The organism is Micromonospora globosa (assembly GCF_000717585.1).
GTDB classification, from domain to species: Bacteria; Actinomycetota; Actinomycetes; order Mycobacteriales; family Micromonosporaceae; genus Micromonospora; species Micromonospora aurantiaca.
The window spans coordinates 254,781-272,800 of record NZ_JNZR01000003.1; the positions used below are offsets into that span (position 1 = coordinate 254,781).

The following is an 18,020-nucleotide window of genomic DNA, read 5'->3' on the forward strand; positions in this document are numbered from 1 at the left end:
CGCCGAACGGGCCCCGGGAGGGATCGAGGCGATGACGCGGCGCGGCGCACGACGACGGATCGGGTTGCTGACCTGCGGCACGCTGCTGCTGGCCGGCTGCGGTTCGGCCGAGCCGGACCCGGGCCCGTCGTCCCCGGCCGGTCCCGCGCCGGCGACCTCGCGCAGCTTCGCGCCGGGCGCGGCCGGAGCCGGCGACGCGTACTTCCCGAGCTACGGCAACGGCGGGTACGACGTCGCGCACTACACGGTGAAGGTGCGCTACGACCCGGAGACGGACAAGCTCAGCGGCACCACCACGCTGCGGGCCACCGCGACCGCCGACCTGTCCGCGTTCAACCTGGACCTGGCCGGGCTGACCGTCCGCTCGGTGACTGTGGACGGCACCGCCGCCCGGCACAGCCGCACCGAGGACGAGCTGGTGATCACCCCGGCGATCGGGCTGACCTCCGGCAACGGGTTCACCGCCGAGATCCGGTACGACGGCAGGCCGGAGGCGCTGCGTACCGAGGCGCTGGGCGAGGGCGGCTGGCTGCACACCGTCGACGGGGCGATCGCACTCGGGCAGCCGGAGTCGGCGAGCACCTGGTTCCCGGTCAACGACCACCCGTCGGACAAGGCCACCTACGACATGGAGATCACCGTCCCGAAGGGACTGACGGCGGTCTCCAACGGCGTGCCGAAGGGGAAGGCGACCAGCGGCGCCTGGACCACCTGGAAGTGGTCGGAGACCGCGCCGGCCGCCAGTTACCTCACCACTGTGGCGATCGGGAAGTTCCGGGTCACCACCGGGCAGCACAAGGGACGGCCGGTCTACAGCGCGGTCACCACGCAGGTCGCCCAGGGGGCGCCGGACCGGTCCGTCGCGCGCACGGTCGAGGTCGCCGACTACCTGGAGAGCGTCTTCGGGCCGTACCCGTTCGACTCGTACGGCGGCGTGGTGATCGCCGACGAACGGATCCGGTACGCGCTGGAGACGCAGAGCCGTCCGGTCTACTCGGCGAGCTTCTTCCGGCAGGGCGACAACACCGGCGTGGTCGCGCACGAGCTGGCCCACCAGTGGTACGGCAACAGCGTGTCGATCCAGCGCTGGCAGGACATCTGGCTCAACGAAGGGCTGGCCACGTACGCCGAGTGGCTGTGGGCCGAGCACAGCGGCTCGACCACGGTTCAGCGCATGTTCGAGCAGAGGTACGCGAACGCCGGCGGTCAGGTGTGGCGTACGCCGCCGGGCAAGCCGGGCGTGGCGAACCTGTTCAGCCGTTCGGTCTACGACCGGGGCGGGATGACCGTGCACGCGCTGCGGGTGGCGGTGGGCGACACCGCGTTCTTCACCATCCTGCGCACCTGGGCGGCGGAGCGGAAGAACGGCAACGCCACCACCGCCGACTTCGTGGCGCTGGCCGAGCGGATCTCCGGCAAGAAGTTGGCGAAGGTCTTCGACCCGTGGCTGTACGGCACCGAGCGCCCGCCCGCCCCGAAGCCGCTGTAGGGCCTCTAGTTCTTGACGCGCAGCGACGGGTGGGCGGCCAGGAACGCGTCGGCCCGCCCGCCGCGCAGCGCGGTGAGGAAGTCGCGGCCGAGCGGCTTGAGCTGCTCACCCCGGTACGCGCCGCCGCTGCTCACCCCGGCGCCGGGCAGCACGACGAGCGTGAGCCGGTCGGCCGGCAGGCCACCCAGGACGTACGCGTAGTCGATCAGCTTCCGGCCGCCCCCGGCGTACACCAGGGTCCTGCCCAGCGCGGCCACCACCTGCTCGACCCGCTGCGGGTCGCGGGCCGTGCCCTGGTCGAGGATCTTGCGGGCCAGCGCCCGGAGCAGTTGCTGCTGGTGCCGTTGCCGGGTGTAGTCGCCGCCCGCGGTGTAGCGCTGCCGCGCGTAGTCGAGCGCCTGCCAGCCGGTCAGGTGGCGGGTGCCCTTCTCGTAGACCATCTGCGGCCCGGTGTAGCCGCCACCGGTCAGCGTCCGCATGGTGCCGTCCGGGCGGCGGTGCCGGGACTCGACCCGCTGGTCGACGTAGAGGTCCACGCCGCCGAGCGTGTCCACCAGCTTGTCGAAGCCGCCGAACGTGATCACCGCCCCGGCGTCGATGCGCAGGCCGGTGTAGCGGGAGACGGTGGTGCGCAGCAGCTCGTACCCCTGGGCGGTGCTGGGGTTGCGCTTGTCGCCCGGCACCCGGCTGCCGTAGCTCATCGCGTGGGTGAGCTTGGTCCGGCCGCCCGGGTAGCGGGCCTTCGGGTAGGCGGGGATGTCCACGACCAGGTCGCGGGGGAGCGAGAACAGGTACGCCTTGTCCAGCCCGGCCGGTACGTGCAGCAGCAGCACCGCGTCGGCGTGCGGCTCCCAGCCGGGGATGCTGACCCGGGTGTCGACGCCGACGAGCAGCAGGTTGAGCGGGCCCTTCAGGTCGGCGCCGGGCGGGGGTGCCGGGCTGGCGGTGGTCGGGGCGGGCGTCGGTGAGGCCGGCGGCGCGGTGCTCGGGCCGGCGGCCGGGGCGGCCGGGCGGTTCGCCACCAGCCGGGTGGTCACCACCGCTCCGGTGGCCACCAGCAGCGCCGCCACCAGTGCGGCCAGGCCCAGCAGGCGTCGTCTCGTCACGTTCGTTCCTCCCCGTGGTGTTCGACGCGCCGGGGGCCGCCGGAGGTTGCAGCGGCGGGAATCCCGGCGAATCGAGCGCTCTGCATGATCTGCGAAAAACACTTGCTGGCGCCATAGCTACCGGTCGGTAATGATGCGTTCATGCGTTACGACGTGCTCGTCATCGGTTCGGGCTTCGGCGGCAGCGTCACCGCGCTCCGGCTGGCCGAGAAGGGCTACACGGTGGGCGTCCTGGAGGCGGGGCGGCGCTTCGCCGACGACGAGTTCCCGCGTACGTCCTGGCGGGCGCGACGGTTCCTCTGGGCGCCCCGGCTCGGCTGCTTCGGGCTCCAGCGGATCACGCTGCTGCGCTCGGCCGACCGCAAGGCCGGAGGCGGCGTGCTGGTGCTCTCCGGCGCCGGGGTCGGCGGTGGGTCACTCGTCTACGCGAACACGCTCTACGAGCCGCTCGACGCGTTCTACGCCGACCCGCAGTGGCGGGACATCACCGACTGGCGCGACGAGCTGGCCCGCCACTACGACCAGGCGAAGCGGATGCTCGGCGTCACCACGTACCCGATCGACACCCGCGCGGACCAGGCCGTCCGCGCGGTGGCCGAGCGGATGGGGGTGGCGCACACCTACCACCCGACGCCGGTCGGGGTGCACATCGGGCGCCCCGGCGAGCGGGTGGCCGACCCCTACTTCGGCGGGGCCGGGCCGGACCGCACCGGGTGCAGCCACTGCGGGTCGTGCATGACCGGCTGCCGGCACGGCGCCAAGAACACGCTCGTGAAGAACTACCTCTGGCTGGCCGAGCGCCTCGGTGTGCAGGTGCACCCGCTGACCACGGTCACCGCCGTACGCCCGGACCCGGCCGGCGGCTACGCGGTGCACACCGAGCGCACCGGCGCCTGGCTGCGCAAGCGGCGCGAGGTGATCCACGCCGACCAGGTGGTGTTCGCGGCCGGCGCGCTCGGCACCCAGCGGCTGCTGCACGAGATGAAGTCGACGGGTGCCCTGCCGGCGCTCTCGCCCCGGCTGGGCGAGCTGACCCGCACCAACTCCGAGGCCATCCTCGGCGCCTCGGTGGCGCCCGGCGCGGCCCGGAAGCGCGGCCTCGACTTCACCGAGGGGGTGGCGATCACCAGCTCGTTCCACCCCGACGCGCAGACCCACATCGAGCCGGTCCGCTACGGCAAGGGCTCCAACGCGATGGGCCTGCTCCAGTCGCTGCTCGTCGACGGCGGCCCCCGCCGGGTCCGGCGCTGGCTCGGGAGCATCGTCCGGCAGCCCGTGCTGGCCGCGCGGATGCTGTCGGTACGCCGCTGGTCCGAGCGCACCGTGATCGCGCTCGTCATGCAGTCGGTCGACAACTCGCTGACCACCCGCTACCGCAAGGGGCGGCTGGTCTCCGGCCCCGGCCACGGCGCGCCCAACCCGACCTGGATCCCGGCCGGCAACACGGCGGCCCGGCTGCTCGCCGAGGAGATCGGCGGCACCCCCGGCGGGGCGGTCACCGAGCCGTTCAACATCCCGGTGACGGCGCACATCCTCGGCGGCGCGGTCATCGGCGCCACCCCGGACGAGGGTGTGATCGACCCCTGGCACCGGGTGTACGGCCACCCGGGGCTGCACGTGGTGGACGGCGCGGCGGTCTCGGCGAACCTGGGCGTCAACCCGTCGCTGACCATCACCGCGCAGGCCGAGCGGGCCATGTCGTACTGGCCGAACAAGGGCGAGGCGGACCCGCGCCCGGCGCTCGGCACGGCGTACACCCGGGTCGAGCCGGTCCCGCCGCGGCGGCCGGCCGTCCCCGCGCACGCCCCCGCCGCCCTGCGGTGAAAGGAAGGGCCCCTTCTTAACGCCTCCGGTAGAGGAAGGGCCCCTTGTTAACACGTTCACCCCGCCACACCGCCGGGGCGCGTCCGCGCGGCCGGTGACTGTCGGTAGGCTTTGCGCACATGAGCACGCCTCGCCCCGTCCTCGTGGTGGACTTCGGAGCCCAGTACGCCCAGCTCATCGCGCGCCGTGTCCGCGAGGCGAAGGTCTACTCGGAGATCGTCCCGCATTCCATGCCGGTGTCCGAGATGCTGGCCAAGAACCCGGCCGCGATCATCCTGTCCGGCGGCCCGTCCAGCGTCTACGCGCCTGACGCGCCGCAGATCGACGCCGGGATGTTCGACGCCGGCGTGCCGGTCTTCGGCATCTGCTACGGCTTCCAGGCCATGGCCCAGGCGCTCGGCGGCACCGTCGCGCGCACCGGCAACCGCGAGTACGGCGGCACGCCGCTGCGCCCGCGCCTGACCGAGCCCGGTGTGCTGCTGCGCGACCTGCCGGCCGACCTGCCGGTCTGGATGAGCCACGGCGACTGCGTCACCGAGGCCCCGGACGGCTTCACCGTGACCGCCGAGTCGGCGGGCGCCCCGGTCGCCGCGTTCGAGGATCTGGCCGGGCGCCGGGCCGGCGTGCAGTTCCACCCGGAGGTCGGGCACACCGCGCACGGCCAGGAGATGCTCAGCCGCTTCCTGTACGACATCGCCGGCATCGAGCCGACGTGGACGCCGTCGAACATCATCGACGAGCAGGTCGCCCGGATCCGCGAGCAGATCGGCGACAAGGAGGTCATCTGCGGCCTCTCCGGCGGTGTCGACTCGGCGGTCGCCGCCGCGCTCGTGCACCGTGCCGTGGGTGACCAGCTCACCTGCGTGTTCGTGGACCACGGGCTGCTGCGGGCCGGTGAGGCCGAGCAGGTCGAGAAGGACTACGTGGCGGCGACCGGCATCAAGCTCAAGGTGGTCGACGCGCGGGAGCGGTTCCTCGGCGCGCTCGCCGGGGTGACCGACCCGGAGCAGAAGCGCAAGATCATCGGCCGGGAGTTCATCCGCGTCTTCGAGGCCGCCGCCCGGGAGATCGCCGCGCACGGCGACGTGGAATACCTGGTGCAGGGCACGCTCTACCCGGACGTGGTGGAGTCCGGCGGCGGCACCGGCACCGCCAACATCAAGAGCCACCACAACGTCGGCGGCCTGCCCGAGGACCTGAAGTTCGCCCTGGTCGAGCCGCTGCGCACGCTGTTCAAGGACGAGGTCCGCACGATCGGCCTGGAGCTGGGACTGCCCGAGGCGATGGTGTGGCGGCACCCGTTCCCCGGTCCGGGCCTGGCCATCCGGATCATCGGCGCGGTCGACGAGGAGCGCCTCGCCGTGCTCCGCAAGGCCGACCTGATCGCCCGGCAGGAGCTGACCGCGGCCGGTCTGGACCGGGGCGTCTGGCAGTTCCCGGTGGTGCTGCTGGCCGATGTGCGCAGCGTCGGGGTGCAGGGCGACGGGCGCACCTACGGCCACCCGGTGGTGCTGCGCCCGGTCTCCAGCGAGGACGCGATGACCGCCGACTGGTCCCGGCTGCCCTACGACGTGGTGGCCCGGATCTCCACCCGGATCACCAACGAGGTCGCCGAGGTCAACCGCGTGGTCCTGGACGTCACCAGCAAGCCGCCGGGCACCATCGAGTGGGAGTGACGCGGCTCAGGCCGCGGGCGGCGTCTGCGGGCCGGCCTGCGGCCCGCCCGGCGTCCGCGGCTCGGTCGGCGTAGCCGGCGGGACCGGCCCGGCCGGCGGGACCGGCGGCCAGCCCGGCGCGGTGCCCGGCGGGTGCGGCCAGGCGGGCGCGCCGGCCGGCTCCTCGGGCATCAGGAACCACATGATCGGGTACGCGAGCGCGGCGAGCCCGCCGGTGAGCACGGTGGCGGTCGCGAAGATCACCCGGATCAGCGTGGGGTCGGCGGCGAAGTAGCGGCCGAGGCCGCTCGCCACACCGGCGATCATGCGGTCGCTGACCGGCCGGCGGAGCTGCTTGTACGGGGCCTGGGAGGGGTTCGGGAAGGTCATGTGTCAACGGTCCCGCGCGCCGCGGCGGGCGACCTCGGTGACCGCCCGGACGCCTACCCTGAGCTGCCCCTGAGACGCCAGCGGAGAGTCAGGAATCTGACTCTTTTCGATGTCGGTAACCCGCTACGGGGAGAATTTGCTCCCGTGACCACCTCGCTGGAGCCGCTCCGCAGGATCGCGGCATACGCAGTTTGTGCTGACTCAAACGGCCGAGTGTTGCTGGTCCGCGCATCGGAGCGCTCCGGCACCCCCGGCACCTGGTCGCTCCCCGGAGGAGCGGTCGACCACGGTGAGGACCCCAAACACACGGTCGTCCGGGAGACCGCTGCCGAGACCGGGCTCTCGGTGGCGGTCGCCGGCCTCCAGGACGTGCTCGCCGACATGCGGGCGCTGCCCGAGCGGCACATCACGATCCACACCGACCGGCTTCTCTACACCGTGTCGGTCCGCGGCGGGACGCTCACCGAGCGGGTCGACCGCCCGACCGACCTGGCCCGCTGGTTCACCCTCGACGAGGCCCGGGAGCTGCCGCTGCGGTCGTTCACCGCACGCGCCCTGGGCCTGCCCACCTCCACCGACGACATCGTGCCGGAGGAGGTGCCCGAGTTCCCCTCGTTCTACGCCGTCCCCGGCCCGGACGGGCTGCACCGGGCGCAGCGTTTCGCCGCGTACGCGGTGGTGACCGACCCGGAGGAGCGGGTGCTGCTGACCCGGGTGTCCGACGGCTACCCGGGCGCCGGCTGCTGGCACCTGCCCGGCGGCGGCACCGACTACGGCGAGCAGCCGGGCGCGGCGCTGATCCGGGAACTGGTCGAGGAGACCGGCCAGACCGGCCGCCTGGTCGAGCTGCTCGGGGTGGCCAGCCACCGGGACGCCGCCTCGCTCGGCCCGGAGGGCTACCCGATCGACTGGCACGGCGTACGCGCCTTCTACCGGGTGGTCGTCGACCAGCCCGCGCCGCCCACCGTTGCCGACATCGGCGGTTCGACCTGCGAGGCCCGCTGGTTCCGCCGCGAGGAACTCGGCGCCCTCCCCACCGACCGCCTCACCGAGGTGACGGCCGAAGCAGTCCAGGCCGCCCACCTCCTCTGACCCACCCACCCCCGCCCTCCGGGCGTCCACCCCGGCGATCATGAAGTTGACGGCGCGAAATGTCCGCCTCGGTACCGCTAACCTCATGATCGACGGAGTGGGGCGCGGGGAGAGCGCGGGGGCGCGCGGGCGGGGGAGGGTGCTGTGGAGCAGCGGCGGCGGGTCGGGGCCTACGGGGTGCTGCGGGACTCCGACGGGCGGGTGTTGCTGGCGCGCGGTTCGGCGAGGTGCCCGTACCCGGGGGTGTGGCAGTTGCCCGGCGGCGGCGTCGAGCACGCCGAGCACCCGGCCGACACGGTGGTACGCGAGTTCGCCGAGGAGACCGGCCTGACCGTCGCGCCCGGCGCGATCCGGGCCGCGGTGGCCGACGTGGCCGCGTTCGCCGACCTGGGGATCGCGCTGCACACCGATCGGTTGGTCTTCGAGGTCGAGGCGCGCGGCGGGCGGCTGCGGCCGGAGCTGGCCGGTGGCAGCGACGAGGTCGGCTGGTTCACGCCCGACGAGGCAGCCGCCCGGCAGCTGATGCCGTTCACCGCCGAGCTGCTCGGCCTGCCTGTGACTCCGCTGTCGGCCGACCTGCCCCGGGCGCTGCCCGCCGGGCCGGCCGGGCCGTCCGTCGACCGCCGGCAGCGCTTCGCCGCGTACGGGCTGGTCACCGACCCGGCCGACCGGGTGCTGCTCACCATGATCGCCGACGGGTACCCGGGCGCGGGCCGCTGGCACCTGCCCGGTGGCGGCACCGACCACGGCGAGCAGCCGGCCGCCGGGCTGCTGCGCGAGCTGGTCGAGGAGGCCGGGCAGCTGGGCCGGGTGGTCGACCTGATCGCCGTGGACAACCTGCACAACCCGGCCGCGCTCGGCCCGGAGGGCCGCCCGCTGGACTGGCACGGCGTCCGGGTGATCTACCGGGTACGCGTGGACGCGCCGACCGACGCGGTGGTGACCGAGCTGGCCGGCGGCTCCACCGCACGGGCCGCCTGGTTCGCCCCGGAGCAGGTCACCGGTCTGTCGATGACCGACGTGGCGGCCCGGGCCACCGGGCAGCGGGTGAGCTGAATCGCTCGCCGAGCCGCCCTGGGTGACCTCCGGTACAGTCGGAAGTACGGCTGACCGACGAAAACGGGCGTTGAGGCCCGAGATGGGAATGAGTGGGCGGTTCGCGCGGTTAAGGGAGATATAAGTACCGCCGGCAGCTATCGCCAAGCCCCTGTCCCCTGTGCAATGGTGTACTCCGCAAAAGGGCTGCCGGACCCGAAAGGTCCGGCACGAGACAGCCGGACACCCGCCCCGCAGTGGGCGGCCAGCCGATCCGGTGATGGAGGAAACGTGCCGAGAGCCCCATGGCGCCGGCGTCGTACGACTGACAGTCCGCGCCCCGCAGGGCGTCGCTGGGCGGGCAGGTTGCGCCGCAGCAGTACGTTCGCCCGCCAGGTGCTGCTGGTCCGGGTGGGCCGCCGGGACGGCGCGGCCGTCTCCGGGACCGACCTGGTCACCCCCGACCACCGTTACGCCGACCGCCAGCGCCTCCGCTACGGCCGGCTCGACACCGACATCGAAGCGGTACGGCCCATCAGCCCGGCGCTTCCCCCGGCGACACCCGTCGACGACGAGTCCCCGGCGATGTCGATCCCGCTCCTGCCGGGTGAGCGCACCGCCGCCCGCCGGGCCAAGTTCGCGCTCGTCAACGCGTGCACGCTGAGCAGCCTCATGCTCGGCATGCTGGCCATCTTCCTGGCCATGCGCGGTGAGGTGCAGATCGCCGCGATCTGCCTGATCGCGTGCGTCGCGTTCGACGGCCTCGACGGCGCGCTGGCCCGCAAGCTCGGTGTGGCCAGCCCGTTCGGCGCGCAGATGGACTCGCTCGCCGACATGTGCTCGTTCGGCCTCGCCGCGCCGGTCGTGGTCTACGCCTCGCTCGCCGGTTCGGCGCCGCCCGCGGCCGCCGCGGTCTCCTGCGCGCTCGTCGCCGCGTGCGCGGCCGTCCGGCTCGCCCGGTTCAACGTCTCGCCGAAGGACGGCCGCTTCTTCTGCGGCGTGCCGACCACCATGGCGGCGGCAGTGCTCGCCCTGACCGTGGCCATCGGCGTGCCGGTCCCCGGCCTGGTCATGGTGGCCGGCGTGGCGCTGCTCGCCTTCGCCATGGTGTCCAGCTTCCCGTATGCGAAGCTCGCCCGGCTGCTGAAGCTGCCGCCGTGGCTCTGGCTGGCCCCGGTGGTCGGCGCGCTCGTCGACATCCGGCTCACGTTCGCCCTCGTGGTGGTGGGCTACCTGGTCAGCGGGCCGCTGCTCTGGCTGCACCAGCGCCGTACCGCCTGACCCGAGAACGACAGAAGGGGCGCCGCGAGAGCGGCGCCCCTTCTCTCATGTCCGGCGCTCAGCGCCAGCGGGCGATCACCGTCGCGCCGCCGACCACCTTGTCGCCCGGCCCGACGAGCGGGTCCGCGGCGTCGGCCGGCAGGTAGACGTCGGTACGCGAGCCGAACCGGATCAGGCCGAAGCGCTCACCCCGGGCCAGCAGCGAACCCACGGGCGCCCGCTGCACGATCCGGCGGGCGATCAGCCCGGTGCGCTGCGCCACCACCACGGTGCCGTGGTCGGTGTCCAGCACCGTGTACGCCGCCACGTTGTGCTCGGCGTCCGGCTTCATGGCGTTGACGAACCCGCCGTCGGCGACGAAGTAGTCGACCACCTTGCCGGCCACCGGAGCGCGGTTGACGTGCACGTCCAGCACCGACAGGAAGACCGCGATCCGCAGCCACTCGCCGTCACCGAAGCGCTCGTCCTGAAGGCGCTGCACGGACAGCACCTGACCGTCCGCCGAGGCGACCACCGCCGACGGGTCCTCCGGCACGTCCCGCTCCGGGTCGCGGAAGAACGCGGCCACCGGCGCGGCGGCCAGCGCCGGCAGCAGCCAGAGCTTCGACTTCGGCCGCGCGGCCCGGGCCAGAGCGGCCAGGCCGAGCGTGATGCCGGCCGCGGCCACCCCGTTCGAGTCGATGTGCATGCCCCGGGTCAGCGGCACGCTCGACGGCCGGTACGCAGGGGACAGCGAGGCCGCGAGCGCGACCGGCGCCGGGGTGAACCGCAGGTGGTGCACGCGTACCGGCGGGGTGTTGCGCAGCACCAGGTCGGTGCGTACGCCGTGCAGCACGCCCTGCCGGTCCAGCTCGCCGTCGGCGCCCTCGGTGCGGAACAGCGGCGCGGCGACGCTCAGCACCGCGCCCTCGGCGAGGTATTTCGCCAGCCCGTCGATCGCGACGCGCGCCTCGTCCGCGGTGCCGGTGAACGGCTCGGCGACGACCACCACCGCGGCGGCGTCCGCCTCGGCGAGGGTGTCGACCACGCGTACCCGGTCGGCGACCCAGCGGCCCTGCGCGGTCACGTGTTCGCGCAGCGCGGCCGCCGCGGCGCCCTCCGCCGGCACCACTGTGAGCCGGTCGCCGGGGAGCAGCGCCTCGATCGCGGCGGCCAGCACCGCGGACTCCGGGGTCGCGCCGACCAGCAGGCCGGCCTTCGGGTCGTTACGCCGGGCGAACTCGCTGACGAGCGTGCGGGCGGCGCGCTCGCCGATGCGGACCGCACCGGAGGGAGCGGTGACGCGCACGGCGGGGGACTGGGTCATGTCGGACGGGCTCCTGACGAGATAGCGAACGGACGGGGCGGCTCCGGCGACCCGGCCGGCGGCTCCGGCATGGTCGGGGTGCGCGGGCCGGCCGGCGGAGACGAGATCTCCGCCGACCAGCATAGGCCGCGTCCGGAGGGCGCCGCAGTGGCGCGGTCAGGCCGGATCCCCCGGCGTACGGCGCTGTGGAGCCGCCTCGTCGGCCGGTGGATCGAGCGGCGGCAGTTCGCGGGTGGCCGGTTCCGCGGAGTCGGTCGTGGCCTCGGTGGCCCACTCGTCGGCGCTGTCGGGCGTCTCCGGGCCGGCGGTCGTCTCCGCGCTGCCGGCGGTCTCCGGGCCCGCGACCGGGGAGCCGTACGGCGCCGAGACCGTGACGTCCGGCGCGGGCTGCGTGGTGGGCTGCTCCGGGGGACGGCCCGAGCGCAGCGCGCCGATCAGCCCGAGCAGTCCGATCAGCACCAGCCCGCCGGCCAGGAACCAGCCGACCGGGGGTACGGAGAGGCCGAGGATCCGGGCCAGCAGCCACCAGACGGACAGGCCGAGGAAGACGAGTCCGAAAGCGAACGACACGATGTCGGTACGGTGTGCCTTCACCGGGTCACCTCCAGCTTGCCGGCGTTCACGTGGACGTAGAGGCGCAGCTTGCCGCCACCGGGACCGTCGGCGCCCGGGTCGGTGGTCTCCCACTGACGACCGCCGAGCCCGCCGCTGCGCCGGCCGAAGACAGTGGCGTCGCCGGCGTTCACGTCGGCCACAGTGGTCACGTCGACGTCCGGCGGTACGACAACTGTCGCGTTGCCGAGGTTCACGTCGACAGTCACCTGGACGTCCTGCTTGTCGAAGTCGATCCCGCGCAGGTCGAGCGTCGCGTCACCGAGGTTGTTCTCGTACCGGTCGGCCAGGTCGCGCAGGTCGGTCGGCGCCCAGGTGACGTTGCCGTCGATGCCGCGTACCCGGTCGTAGGACTCGGCGACGGTGGCGATGCCGAGCGCCGCCGCTGTCACCAGGCCCAGGGCGATCAGCCAGCGGGCCCGGCCGAACCAGGTGCCGACGAGCAGACCGAGGCCGATGGTCGCGAGTACCGCGGCGAAGTAGCCGGCGGCGCCGACCGGGAAGACGTCGAGCAGGTCGAGCATTGCGACCATGCCGAGCGCCAGGAAGATCAGCGAGAACGTGATCGCGCCGAGCGGCGAGCGCTCCTTGGGCCGCTTCGGCGGTCGCGGCGGCCGGACCGGTGGCGGAAAGGGCGGCGGGACGGGCGGCGATCCGGCGTACGGGCCGTGCGGGGCGAACGGTGGCCGGTAACCGCCGGGCGGCAGCGGTGCGCCCACCGGCGCGGGCGGCGGCACGGCGGCCGGCTCGTCCAGCCGGGCCCCGGCGTCCCGCGCGCCCGGCCAGGCCGGGTTCGCGCCGTACGCGGGCCAGGTGGCGGTGTCGGCGACCGGGCCGGTCACGTGCTGCATCGCGACGGTCGTCGGCTCGGACGGGCCCGGCCGGGTGCCGGCCGCGGCGGGCCAGCCCGGCGCCGGCAGCGTCGGGTAGCCGGTAGTAGGCCCGGGGTGGCCCGGCTCGCGCTCCGCCTCGGACGTGGCCGGGTGCCCCGGCTCGGACGGCGCCGCCGGCGGGTAGCCCGGCTCGGACGCGGACACCGGCGGGTAGCCGGGCTCGGACGCGGACACCGGCGGGTAGCCGGGCTCGGCGGGCATGCCGCCGGACGGCGCCGCCGCGGGGTGTGCCGGTCCGGCGGGTGTGCCGGTCCACTGTGCCGCGGGGGGAGCCGCGGTCCAGGTGCCCGGCGCCGGGGCCGGCGGCGCGGGCCAGGCCACCGGTGGTACCGGACCCGGCGGGGGACCGTGCGGCGGCGCCGGCTGAGCCGGCCGCTGCGCCGGGCCGCGCTGCTCGCGGTTGAGCAGGAGCGCGCCGCCGATCAGGATCACCGCGCCGAGCAGGATCGCCCGGAACCCGTCGGTGACGACGTAGGCGAAGCCGAGCGCCACCACGATGCCGAGCACGATCACCGTGATCGGGGACATGCTGGACCGGCCCCGGCCGAGCATGGCCTCCACCGGCGAGGCGGTGTCGCCCTCGCCGGGGATGATCAGCCAGCCGGCGACGTACACGATGATCCCGATGCCGCCGAAGAAGCCGAGCACGGCCAGCAGCACTCGCCACAGCACCGGGTCGGTGTTCGTGGCCCGGCCGATGGCGGCGCACACCCCGGCCAGGTAGCGGCCCTCACGGGGGCGTACCAGGCCGTACCGGGTGGTGAAGCCGGCGGCACCGGGCGGTGGGGCGTACCCACCGGGTGGCGGACCGCCGAACGGCGTGCCGCCGCCGGGCGGCGGGGTCGCCTGGTCGGTGGGTGCCGCTCCCGGCGGGGGCGGCGGGGCGTCCTGTGCTGCCGCCCAGGGGCGGGGCGGACGGGCAGCGTCCTCGTTCATGCCTTCGATACTGCTGCCCCGGCCGCCCGAGCAGCCTCCGGACCCGACCCTGACCCCACCCTGAGATCCTCCGCCGGTGAAACTCCGGGGCGTCCCCGTGGTCCCGGGCGTCGCGGCCGTGTGACGATCGGGGCGTCGGCGCCGCCGGCATGTCCGCCTCGACCTGGGAGCCTCCGATCAGCAGCACCCCCGCCCCGCACGCCCCGCGCCTCTACCGGGCCACCGACCACCGGCTGGCCGCCGGGGTGGCCGCGGGCATCGCCGAGCACCTGGGCATCCCGGTGCTGCGGGTACGCGTGGCGTTCATGGTGCTGCTCGGGCTGAGCGGTCTCGGCCTGTTGCTCTACGCCGCCTTCTGGGCGGTGGTCCCGCCCCGCCCCGGCGACACCGCCGTCCCGCCCCGCCGCGACCTCGCCCAGCTGCTGCCGTTCGTGGTGATCGGGCTCGGCGTGCTGCTGCTCCAGGTGGTCGCGTTCAACTCGGTGGGCGCGGCCGGCACCGCCGGCTGGCTGGTGGCGATCATCGCGGTCGGCGCGGGCGTCATCTGGCACCAGTCCGCCCCGGAGCGCCGCCGGCAGTGGGGCGACTCGGCGGTGCCCTGGCTGGGCGCGGTGGTGGAGGAGAGCGACAGGCGCGCGTTCGTGCTGCGCTTCATCGGCGGCGGCGTGCTCGTCGCGGTGGGCATCATCGGCGTGGCGGCCGTCTACTCGCCGGCGCAGAACGTCGACGCGGTGCTCAACGGCGTGATCTTCGCGCTGGTCGGGCTGGCCGGCGTGGGTGTGGTCACCGGTCCGGTGCTCTGGCGCACCTGGAACCAGCTCCGCTCCGAGCGGGAGGGCCGCATCCGTGAGCAGGAGCGCGCCGAACTGGCCGCGATGGTGCACGACCAGGTCCTGCACACGCTGGCCCTGATCCAGCGCAACGCCAGCGACGTCAAGACGGTGCAGCGGCTGGCCCGGGGCCAGGAGCGCTCGCTGCGCAACTGGCTCTACAAGCCGGCCGCCTCGCCCACCGAGCGCTTCGCGGCCGCCCTGGAGCAGGCCGCCGCCGAGGTGGAGGACACGTTCGCCATCACCGTCGAGGTGGTGGTGGTCGGCGACCGGGAGACCGACGAGCGGGTGGGCGCGATCGTGGCCGCCGCCCGGGAGGCCCTGGTCAACGCGGCCCGCCACGCCGGTGTGCAGACCGTGTCGCTGTACGCCGAGGTGGAGCCGGAGCAGGTGAGCGTGTTCGTCCGGGACCGGGGCAAGGGCTTCGACCCGGATACGGTGGAGAATCACCGGCACGGCGTCCGGGGCTCGATCATCGGACGGATGAAGCGGCACGGCGGCCGGGCGGAGATCCGGTCCGAGCCGGGGGAAGGGACCGAGGTCCGGCTGATCCTGCCGATCAGCGGCTCCGGCTCCACGGCGGAAAGGGACAAGTGACATGTCCGAGCAGGAACCGGTCGAGGGTACGGCGCCGAGCGGGCCGCTGCGGGTGTTCCTCGTCGACGACCACGCGATGTTCCGGGCCGGCGTCCGTGCCGAGCTGGGCACGCGCGTGGAGGTGGTCGGTGAGGCCAGCTCGGTGGCCGAGGCGGTGACCCGGATCGCCGCCACCGCTCCGGACGTGGTGCTGCTCGACGTGCACATGCCCGACGGTGGTGGCCGCGCGGTGCTGGAGGCGATGCGGCGTACCCACCCGCAGGTGCGGTTCCTGGCGCTGAGCGTCTCCGACGCCGCCGAGGACGTGATCGGCCTGATCCGCGCCGGCGCGCGGGGGTACGTCACGAAGACGATCTCGCCGGAGGAGCTGACCGACGCGATCCGGCGGGTGGCCGACGGCGACGCGGTGTTCAGCCCGCGGCTGGCCGGGTTCGTGCTCGACGCGTTCGCCTCCCGGCCGGACGCGCCGGTGGCCGACCCCGAGCTGGACCAGCTCACCAACCGCGAGCGCGAGGTGCTGCGGCTGCTCGCCCGGGGGTACGCGTACAAGGAGATCGCCAAGGAGCTGTACATCTCGATCAAGACGGTCGAGACGCACGTCTCCAACGTGTTGCGCAAGCTCCAGATGTCGAACCGGTACGAGCTGTCCCGGTGGGCCGCCGACCGCCGGCTGGTCTAGGAACCGACGCCCGCCCGGGGGCGGGGCCTCGGCGACCTCGTACCCCGGGGGTGCCGGTGGTGCCCGCTCGGTCGGCATGGCATCATCCGGACGGACAAAAAACCCGGCAGCCGGGTGCTCGCGAAGGGGGCCGACGCCGGCGCGGTGAACGTCACAGCCTCCCGTGTCGCAGGGACGTCCGTCGACCTGTCTGTGCCCGTCTTGCCTGTTCAGGGCCCTATCGTCCGTGCGCTTTGTGATCTTTTCTCAAGTATCGGCAACGTGGCGACCAACTAACGGCTTGATAACGGCACCTTCACGGAAAGGGCCGGTTGGTGTCACAGTGGCAGCACCTCACCCCCCGGTGTGAGGCATCTCGTCGGGCCTGCCGACCACGTGACGCCGTCTTTCGCGCCGCCGCGTGGTCGCCGACCCTGCGCGGTGTCTCGTCCAGGGTGTGGCGCCCGGCGGATCGGTACCCCTGGGGTGTCCCGAATTCCTCTGCGGTAAACCGGCGTCCTGCGGTTCGGGTCGCCGGTGGTGTCACCCCCAAAGACGTGCGTGAAACTCACGACGGAACCAGGTTAGAAAGAGGAGGCCCCTCGGAATGAGAGTCTCGAAGCGGGCGAGCGGCGCGCTCGCGGTGGGCGCGGCATTCGCGCTCGTCGCGTCCGGCTGCTCCAGCGGGAACAACGACGGTGGCGACGCCGGCGCCAGCAAGGACGGCGCGATCGTCATCGACGGCACCCAGCCGGAGAACCCCCTGGTTCCGGCGAACACCACCGAGACCGGTGGCGGCGCGATCATCGACTGGATGTGGAGCGGTCTGGTCGAGTACCCCAACAACGGTGGGGCGCCGCAGAACCTGCTCGCCGAGTCGATCGACACGAGCGACTCGAAGGTCTTCAAGGTCAAGATCAAGCAGAACACCAAGTTCCACGACGGCACCACCGTCAAGGCCGAGAGCTTCGTCAAGGCCTGGAACTGGGCTGCGTACGGCCCGAACGGCGCGCAGAACGCCTCCTTCTTCTCCGACATCCAGGGCTTCGACGAGGTCTACACCGAGGACCCGGACGGCCCGGACGGCCCGCAGAAGGCCCCGGAGCCGAAGGCCAAGGAGATGTCCGGCCTGAAGGTCGTCGACGACTGGAACTTCGAGGTCACGCTCTCCGCGCCGACCGCCGTGTTCCCGACCAAGCTCGGCTACAGCGCCTTCGTGCCGCTGCCGGACGCGTTCTTCTCGTCCACCCCGGCTGACTTCGGCAAGAAGCCGATCGGTAACGGCCCGGTCAAGCTCGTCTCCTGGCAGGACGACGTCGAGATCAAGCTGACCCGCTTCGACGACTACAGCCTGCGCGACAAGATGAAGGTCAAGGACGTCACCGTCAAGATCTACCAGGACGACACGGCGGCGTACAACGACCTGCTCGCCGGCAACCTGGACTTCCAGCAGCAGGTTCCGGTCTCCGCGCTGGCCGGTGAGAAGTGGAAGACCGACCTGGCCGAGCGGGCCATGGCCTCGACGACCCCGTCGACGGGCATCATCGCCTTCCCGATCTACGACAAGCGCTTCCAGAACCCGAAGCTGCGCAAGGCGATCTCGCTGTCCATCGACCGGCAGTCGATCACCGACAAGATCTTCTTCGGTACCCGTAAGCCGGCCGACAGCTGGGCCAACCCGCTGACCCCGGGCGCCGAGCCGGGCAACTGCACCGCCTGCAAGTTCGACGTGGCCCAGGCCAAGCAGCTCCTCCAGGAGGCCGGTGGCTTCCAGGGCAAGCTGACCCTGTCGTACAACGCGGACGCCAGCCACAAGGAGTGGATGGAGGCCGTCGCCCAGCAGATCAAGACCAACCTGGGCATCGACGCTGTTGCCGTCGGCGTGCCGACCTTCGCGGTCTTCCGCGCCAACATCAACGCCTACAAGATGACCGGTGCCTACCGGGCCGGCTGGCAGCAGGACTACCCGGACGTGGAGAACTGGATCAACCCGCTCTACGTCACCGGTGGTTCCTCGAACGACGGCAAGTACAGCAACCCGCAGGTGGACGCCCTCGCCAAGGAGGCCTCCGCGGCCCCCAGCATCGAGGAGGCCCACAAGAAGTTCGCTGAGGCCGTCAAGCTCATCGACCAGGACGTCCCGTCGATGCCGATCTACTTCGGTGGCCAGCAGTCCGGCCACTCGGAGAAGATCAAGAAGCTGGAGCTGACCAACGTCGGCGAGCTCGACATCACCTCGGTCGAGCTCTGATCCGAACGGTCTGACCCCGGGTCGGGCTCGCCTACCGGTGAGCCCGGCCCGGGGCCGTTCCGCGA

The 18,020-nt window shown here is 73.2% G+C and carries 14 protein-coding genes; 9 read left to right on the plus strand and 5 right to left on the minus strand.

What is annotated here, in order from left to right; genetic code table 11:
• Positions 1–31: 31 nt before the first annotated feature.
• A complete protein-coding gene (locus IF06_RS0105655; protein WP_013288537.1) occupies positions 32–1,489 on the plus strand; it encodes a M1 family metallopeptidase in 1,458 nt (485 codons plus the stop codon).
• Between the two features lie 5 nt (positions 1,490–1,494).
• Here IF06_RS0105655 and IF06_RS0105660 read toward each other — a convergent pair whose 3' ends face one another.
• Positions 1,495–2,595, minus strand: coding sequence for an LCP family protein (locus tag IF06_RS0105660; RefSeq protein WP_013288536.1), 1,101 nt, complete (start codon positions 2,593–2,595; stop codon positions 1,495–1,497).
• Positions 2,596–2,736: 141 nt separating this feature from the next.
• Between IF06_RS0105660 and IF06_RS0105665 the strand changes: the two genes are divergently transcribed.
• Together IF06_RS0105665 and guaA are read left to right on the plus strand one after the other, a co-directional pair.
• Positions 2,737–4,419 (plus strand): FAD-dependent oxidoreductase, encoded by a 1,683-nt coding sequence (locus tag IF06_RS0105665; RefSeq protein WP_013288535.1) that lies wholly within the window; start codon positions 2,737–2,739, stop codon positions 4,417–4,419.
• A 119-nt stretch (positions 4,420–4,538) separates the two neighbouring features.
• Complete coding sequence (gene guaA / locus IF06_RS0105670) at positions 4,539–6,095, plus strand: glutamine-hydrolyzing GMP synthase (protein ID WP_030269412.1); 1,557 nt, start codon at positions 4,539–4,541, stop codon at positions 6,093–6,095.
• A 6-nt stretch (positions 6,096–6,101) separates the two neighbouring features.
• Here the strand turns inward: guaA and IF06_RS0105675 are convergent, their stop codons facing one another.
• On the minus strand, positions 6,102–6,464 hold the full coding sequence (locus tag IF06_RS0105675) for a PspC domain-containing protein (protein ID WP_013288533.1): 363 nt from the start codon (positions 6,462–6,464) through the stop codon (positions 6,102–6,104).
• Between the two features lie 144 nt (positions 6,465–6,608).
• Between IF06_RS0105675 and IF06_RS0105680 the strand changes: the two genes are divergently transcribed.
• From IF06_RS0105680 to IF06_RS0105690, 3 genes are all read left to right on the plus strand, one after another.
• A complete protein-coding gene (locus IF06_RS0105680; protein ID WP_013288532.1) occupies positions 6,609–7,556 on the plus strand; it encodes an NUDIX hydrolase in 948 nt (315 codons plus the stop codon).
• Positions 7,557–7,700: 144 nt separating this feature from the next.
• Positions 7,701–8,612 carry an NUDIX hydrolase gene (locus tag IF06_RS0105685; RefSeq protein WP_030269414.1) on the plus strand — a complete coding sequence of 304 codons (912 nt, stop codon included), beginning with the start codon at positions 7,701–7,703 and terminating at the stop codon, positions 8,610–8,612.
• Positions 8,613–8,957: 345 nt separating this feature from the next.
• Positions 8,958–9,872, plus strand: coding sequence for a CDP-alcohol phosphatidyltransferase family protein (locus IF06_RS0105690; protein ID WP_013288530.1), 915 nt, complete (start codon positions 8,958–8,960; stop codon positions 9,870–9,872).
• 58 nt (positions 9,873–9,930) lie between these two features.
• On the opposite strand, the gene IF06_RS0105695 is transcribed toward IF06_RS0105690, so the two are convergent.
• From IF06_RS0105695 to IF06_RS0105705, 3 genes are all read right to left on the minus strand, one after another.
• Positions 9,931–11,178, minus strand: coding sequence for a phosphatidylserine decarboxylase (locus IF06_RS0105695; RefSeq protein ID WP_013473638.1), 1,248 nt, complete (start codon positions 11,176–11,178; stop codon positions 9,931–9,933).
• 156 nt (positions 11,179–11,334) lie between these two features.
• A complete protein-coding gene (locus IF06_RS0105700) occupies positions 11,335–11,772 on the minus strand; it encodes a hypothetical protein (RefSeq protein WP_030269417.1) in 438 nt (145 codons plus the stop codon).
• Entirely contained in the window at positions 11,769–13,619 is a 1,851-nt protein-coding gene (locus tag IF06_RS0105705) for a PspC domain-containing protein (RefSeq protein WP_030269419.1), read from the minus strand. The genes IF06_RS0105700 and IF06_RS0105705 overlap by 4 nt, the downstream gene beginning before the upstream one ends.
• A gap of 149 nt (positions 13,620–13,768) precedes the next feature.
• On the opposite strand from IF06_RS0105705, the gene IF06_RS0105710 reads away from it, so the two are divergent.
• The 3 genes from IF06_RS0105710 to IF06_RS0105720 all read left to right on the plus strand — a co-directional run bounded on the left by IF06_RS0105710 (position 13,769) and on the right by IF06_RS0105720 (position 17,955).
• The gene (locus tag IF06_RS0105710; protein ID WP_030269421.1) at positions 13,769–15,046 is read left to right on the plus strand and encodes an ATP-binding protein; all 1,278 of its coding nucleotides are present in this window, start codon (positions 13,769–13,771) and stop codon (positions 15,044–15,046) included.
• 1 nt (position 15,047) lies between these two features.
• Positions 15,048–15,725 carry a response regulator gene (locus IF06_RS0105715; protein WP_013473634.1) on the plus strand — a complete coding sequence of 226 codons (678 nt, stop codon included), beginning with the start codon at positions 15,048–15,050 and terminating at the stop codon, positions 15,723–15,725.
• Between the two features lie 586 nt (positions 15,726–16,311).
• Complete coding sequence (locus IF06_RS0105720) at positions 16,312–17,955, plus strand: peptide ABC transporter substrate-binding protein (protein WP_013288524.1); 1,644 nt, start codon at positions 16,312–16,314, stop codon at positions 17,953–17,955.
• Positions 17,956–18,020: the final 65 nt, after the last annotated feature.

Excerpts from the sequence above, each read along its gene's own strand:
- IF06_RS0105720 (WP_013288524.1), top strand. The coding sequence starts at position 16,312 with ATGAGAGTCTCGAAGCGGGCGAGCGGCGCGCTCGCGGTGGGCGCGGCA.
- IF06_RS0105675 (WP_013288533.1), bottom strand. The coding sequence starts at position 6,464 with ATGACCTTCCCGAACCCCTCCCAGGCCCCGTACAAGCAGCTCCGCCGG.
- IF06_RS0105715 (WP_013473634.1), top strand. The coding sequence starts at position 15,048 with ATGTCCGAGCAGGAACCGGTCGAGGGTACGGCGCCGAGCGGGCCGCTG.
- guaA (WP_030269412.1), top strand. The coding sequence starts at position 4,539 with ATGAGCACGCCTCGCCCCGTCCTCGTGGTGGACTTCGGAGCCCAGTAC.
- IF06_RS0105695 (WP_013473638.1), bottom strand. The coding sequence starts at position 11,178 with ATGACCCAGTCCCCCGCCGTGCGCGTCACCGCTCCCTCCGGTGCGGTC.
- IF06_RS0105655 (WP_013288537.1), top strand. The coding sequence starts at position 32 with ATGACGCGGCGCGGCGCACGACGACGGATCGGGTTGCTGACCTGCGGC.
- IF06_RS0105710 (WP_030269421.1), top strand. The coding sequence starts at position 13,769 with ATGTCCGCCTCGACCTGGGAGCCTCCGATCAGCAGCACCCCCGCCCCG.
- IF06_RS0105665 (WP_013288535.1), top strand. The coding sequence starts at position 2,737 with ATGCGTTACGACGTGCTCGTCATCGGTTCGGGCTTCGGCGGCAGCGTC.
- IF06_RS0105705 (WP_030269419.1), bottom strand. The coding sequence starts at position 13,619 with ATGAACGAGGACGCTGCCCGTCCGCCCCGCCCCTGGGCGGCAGCACAG.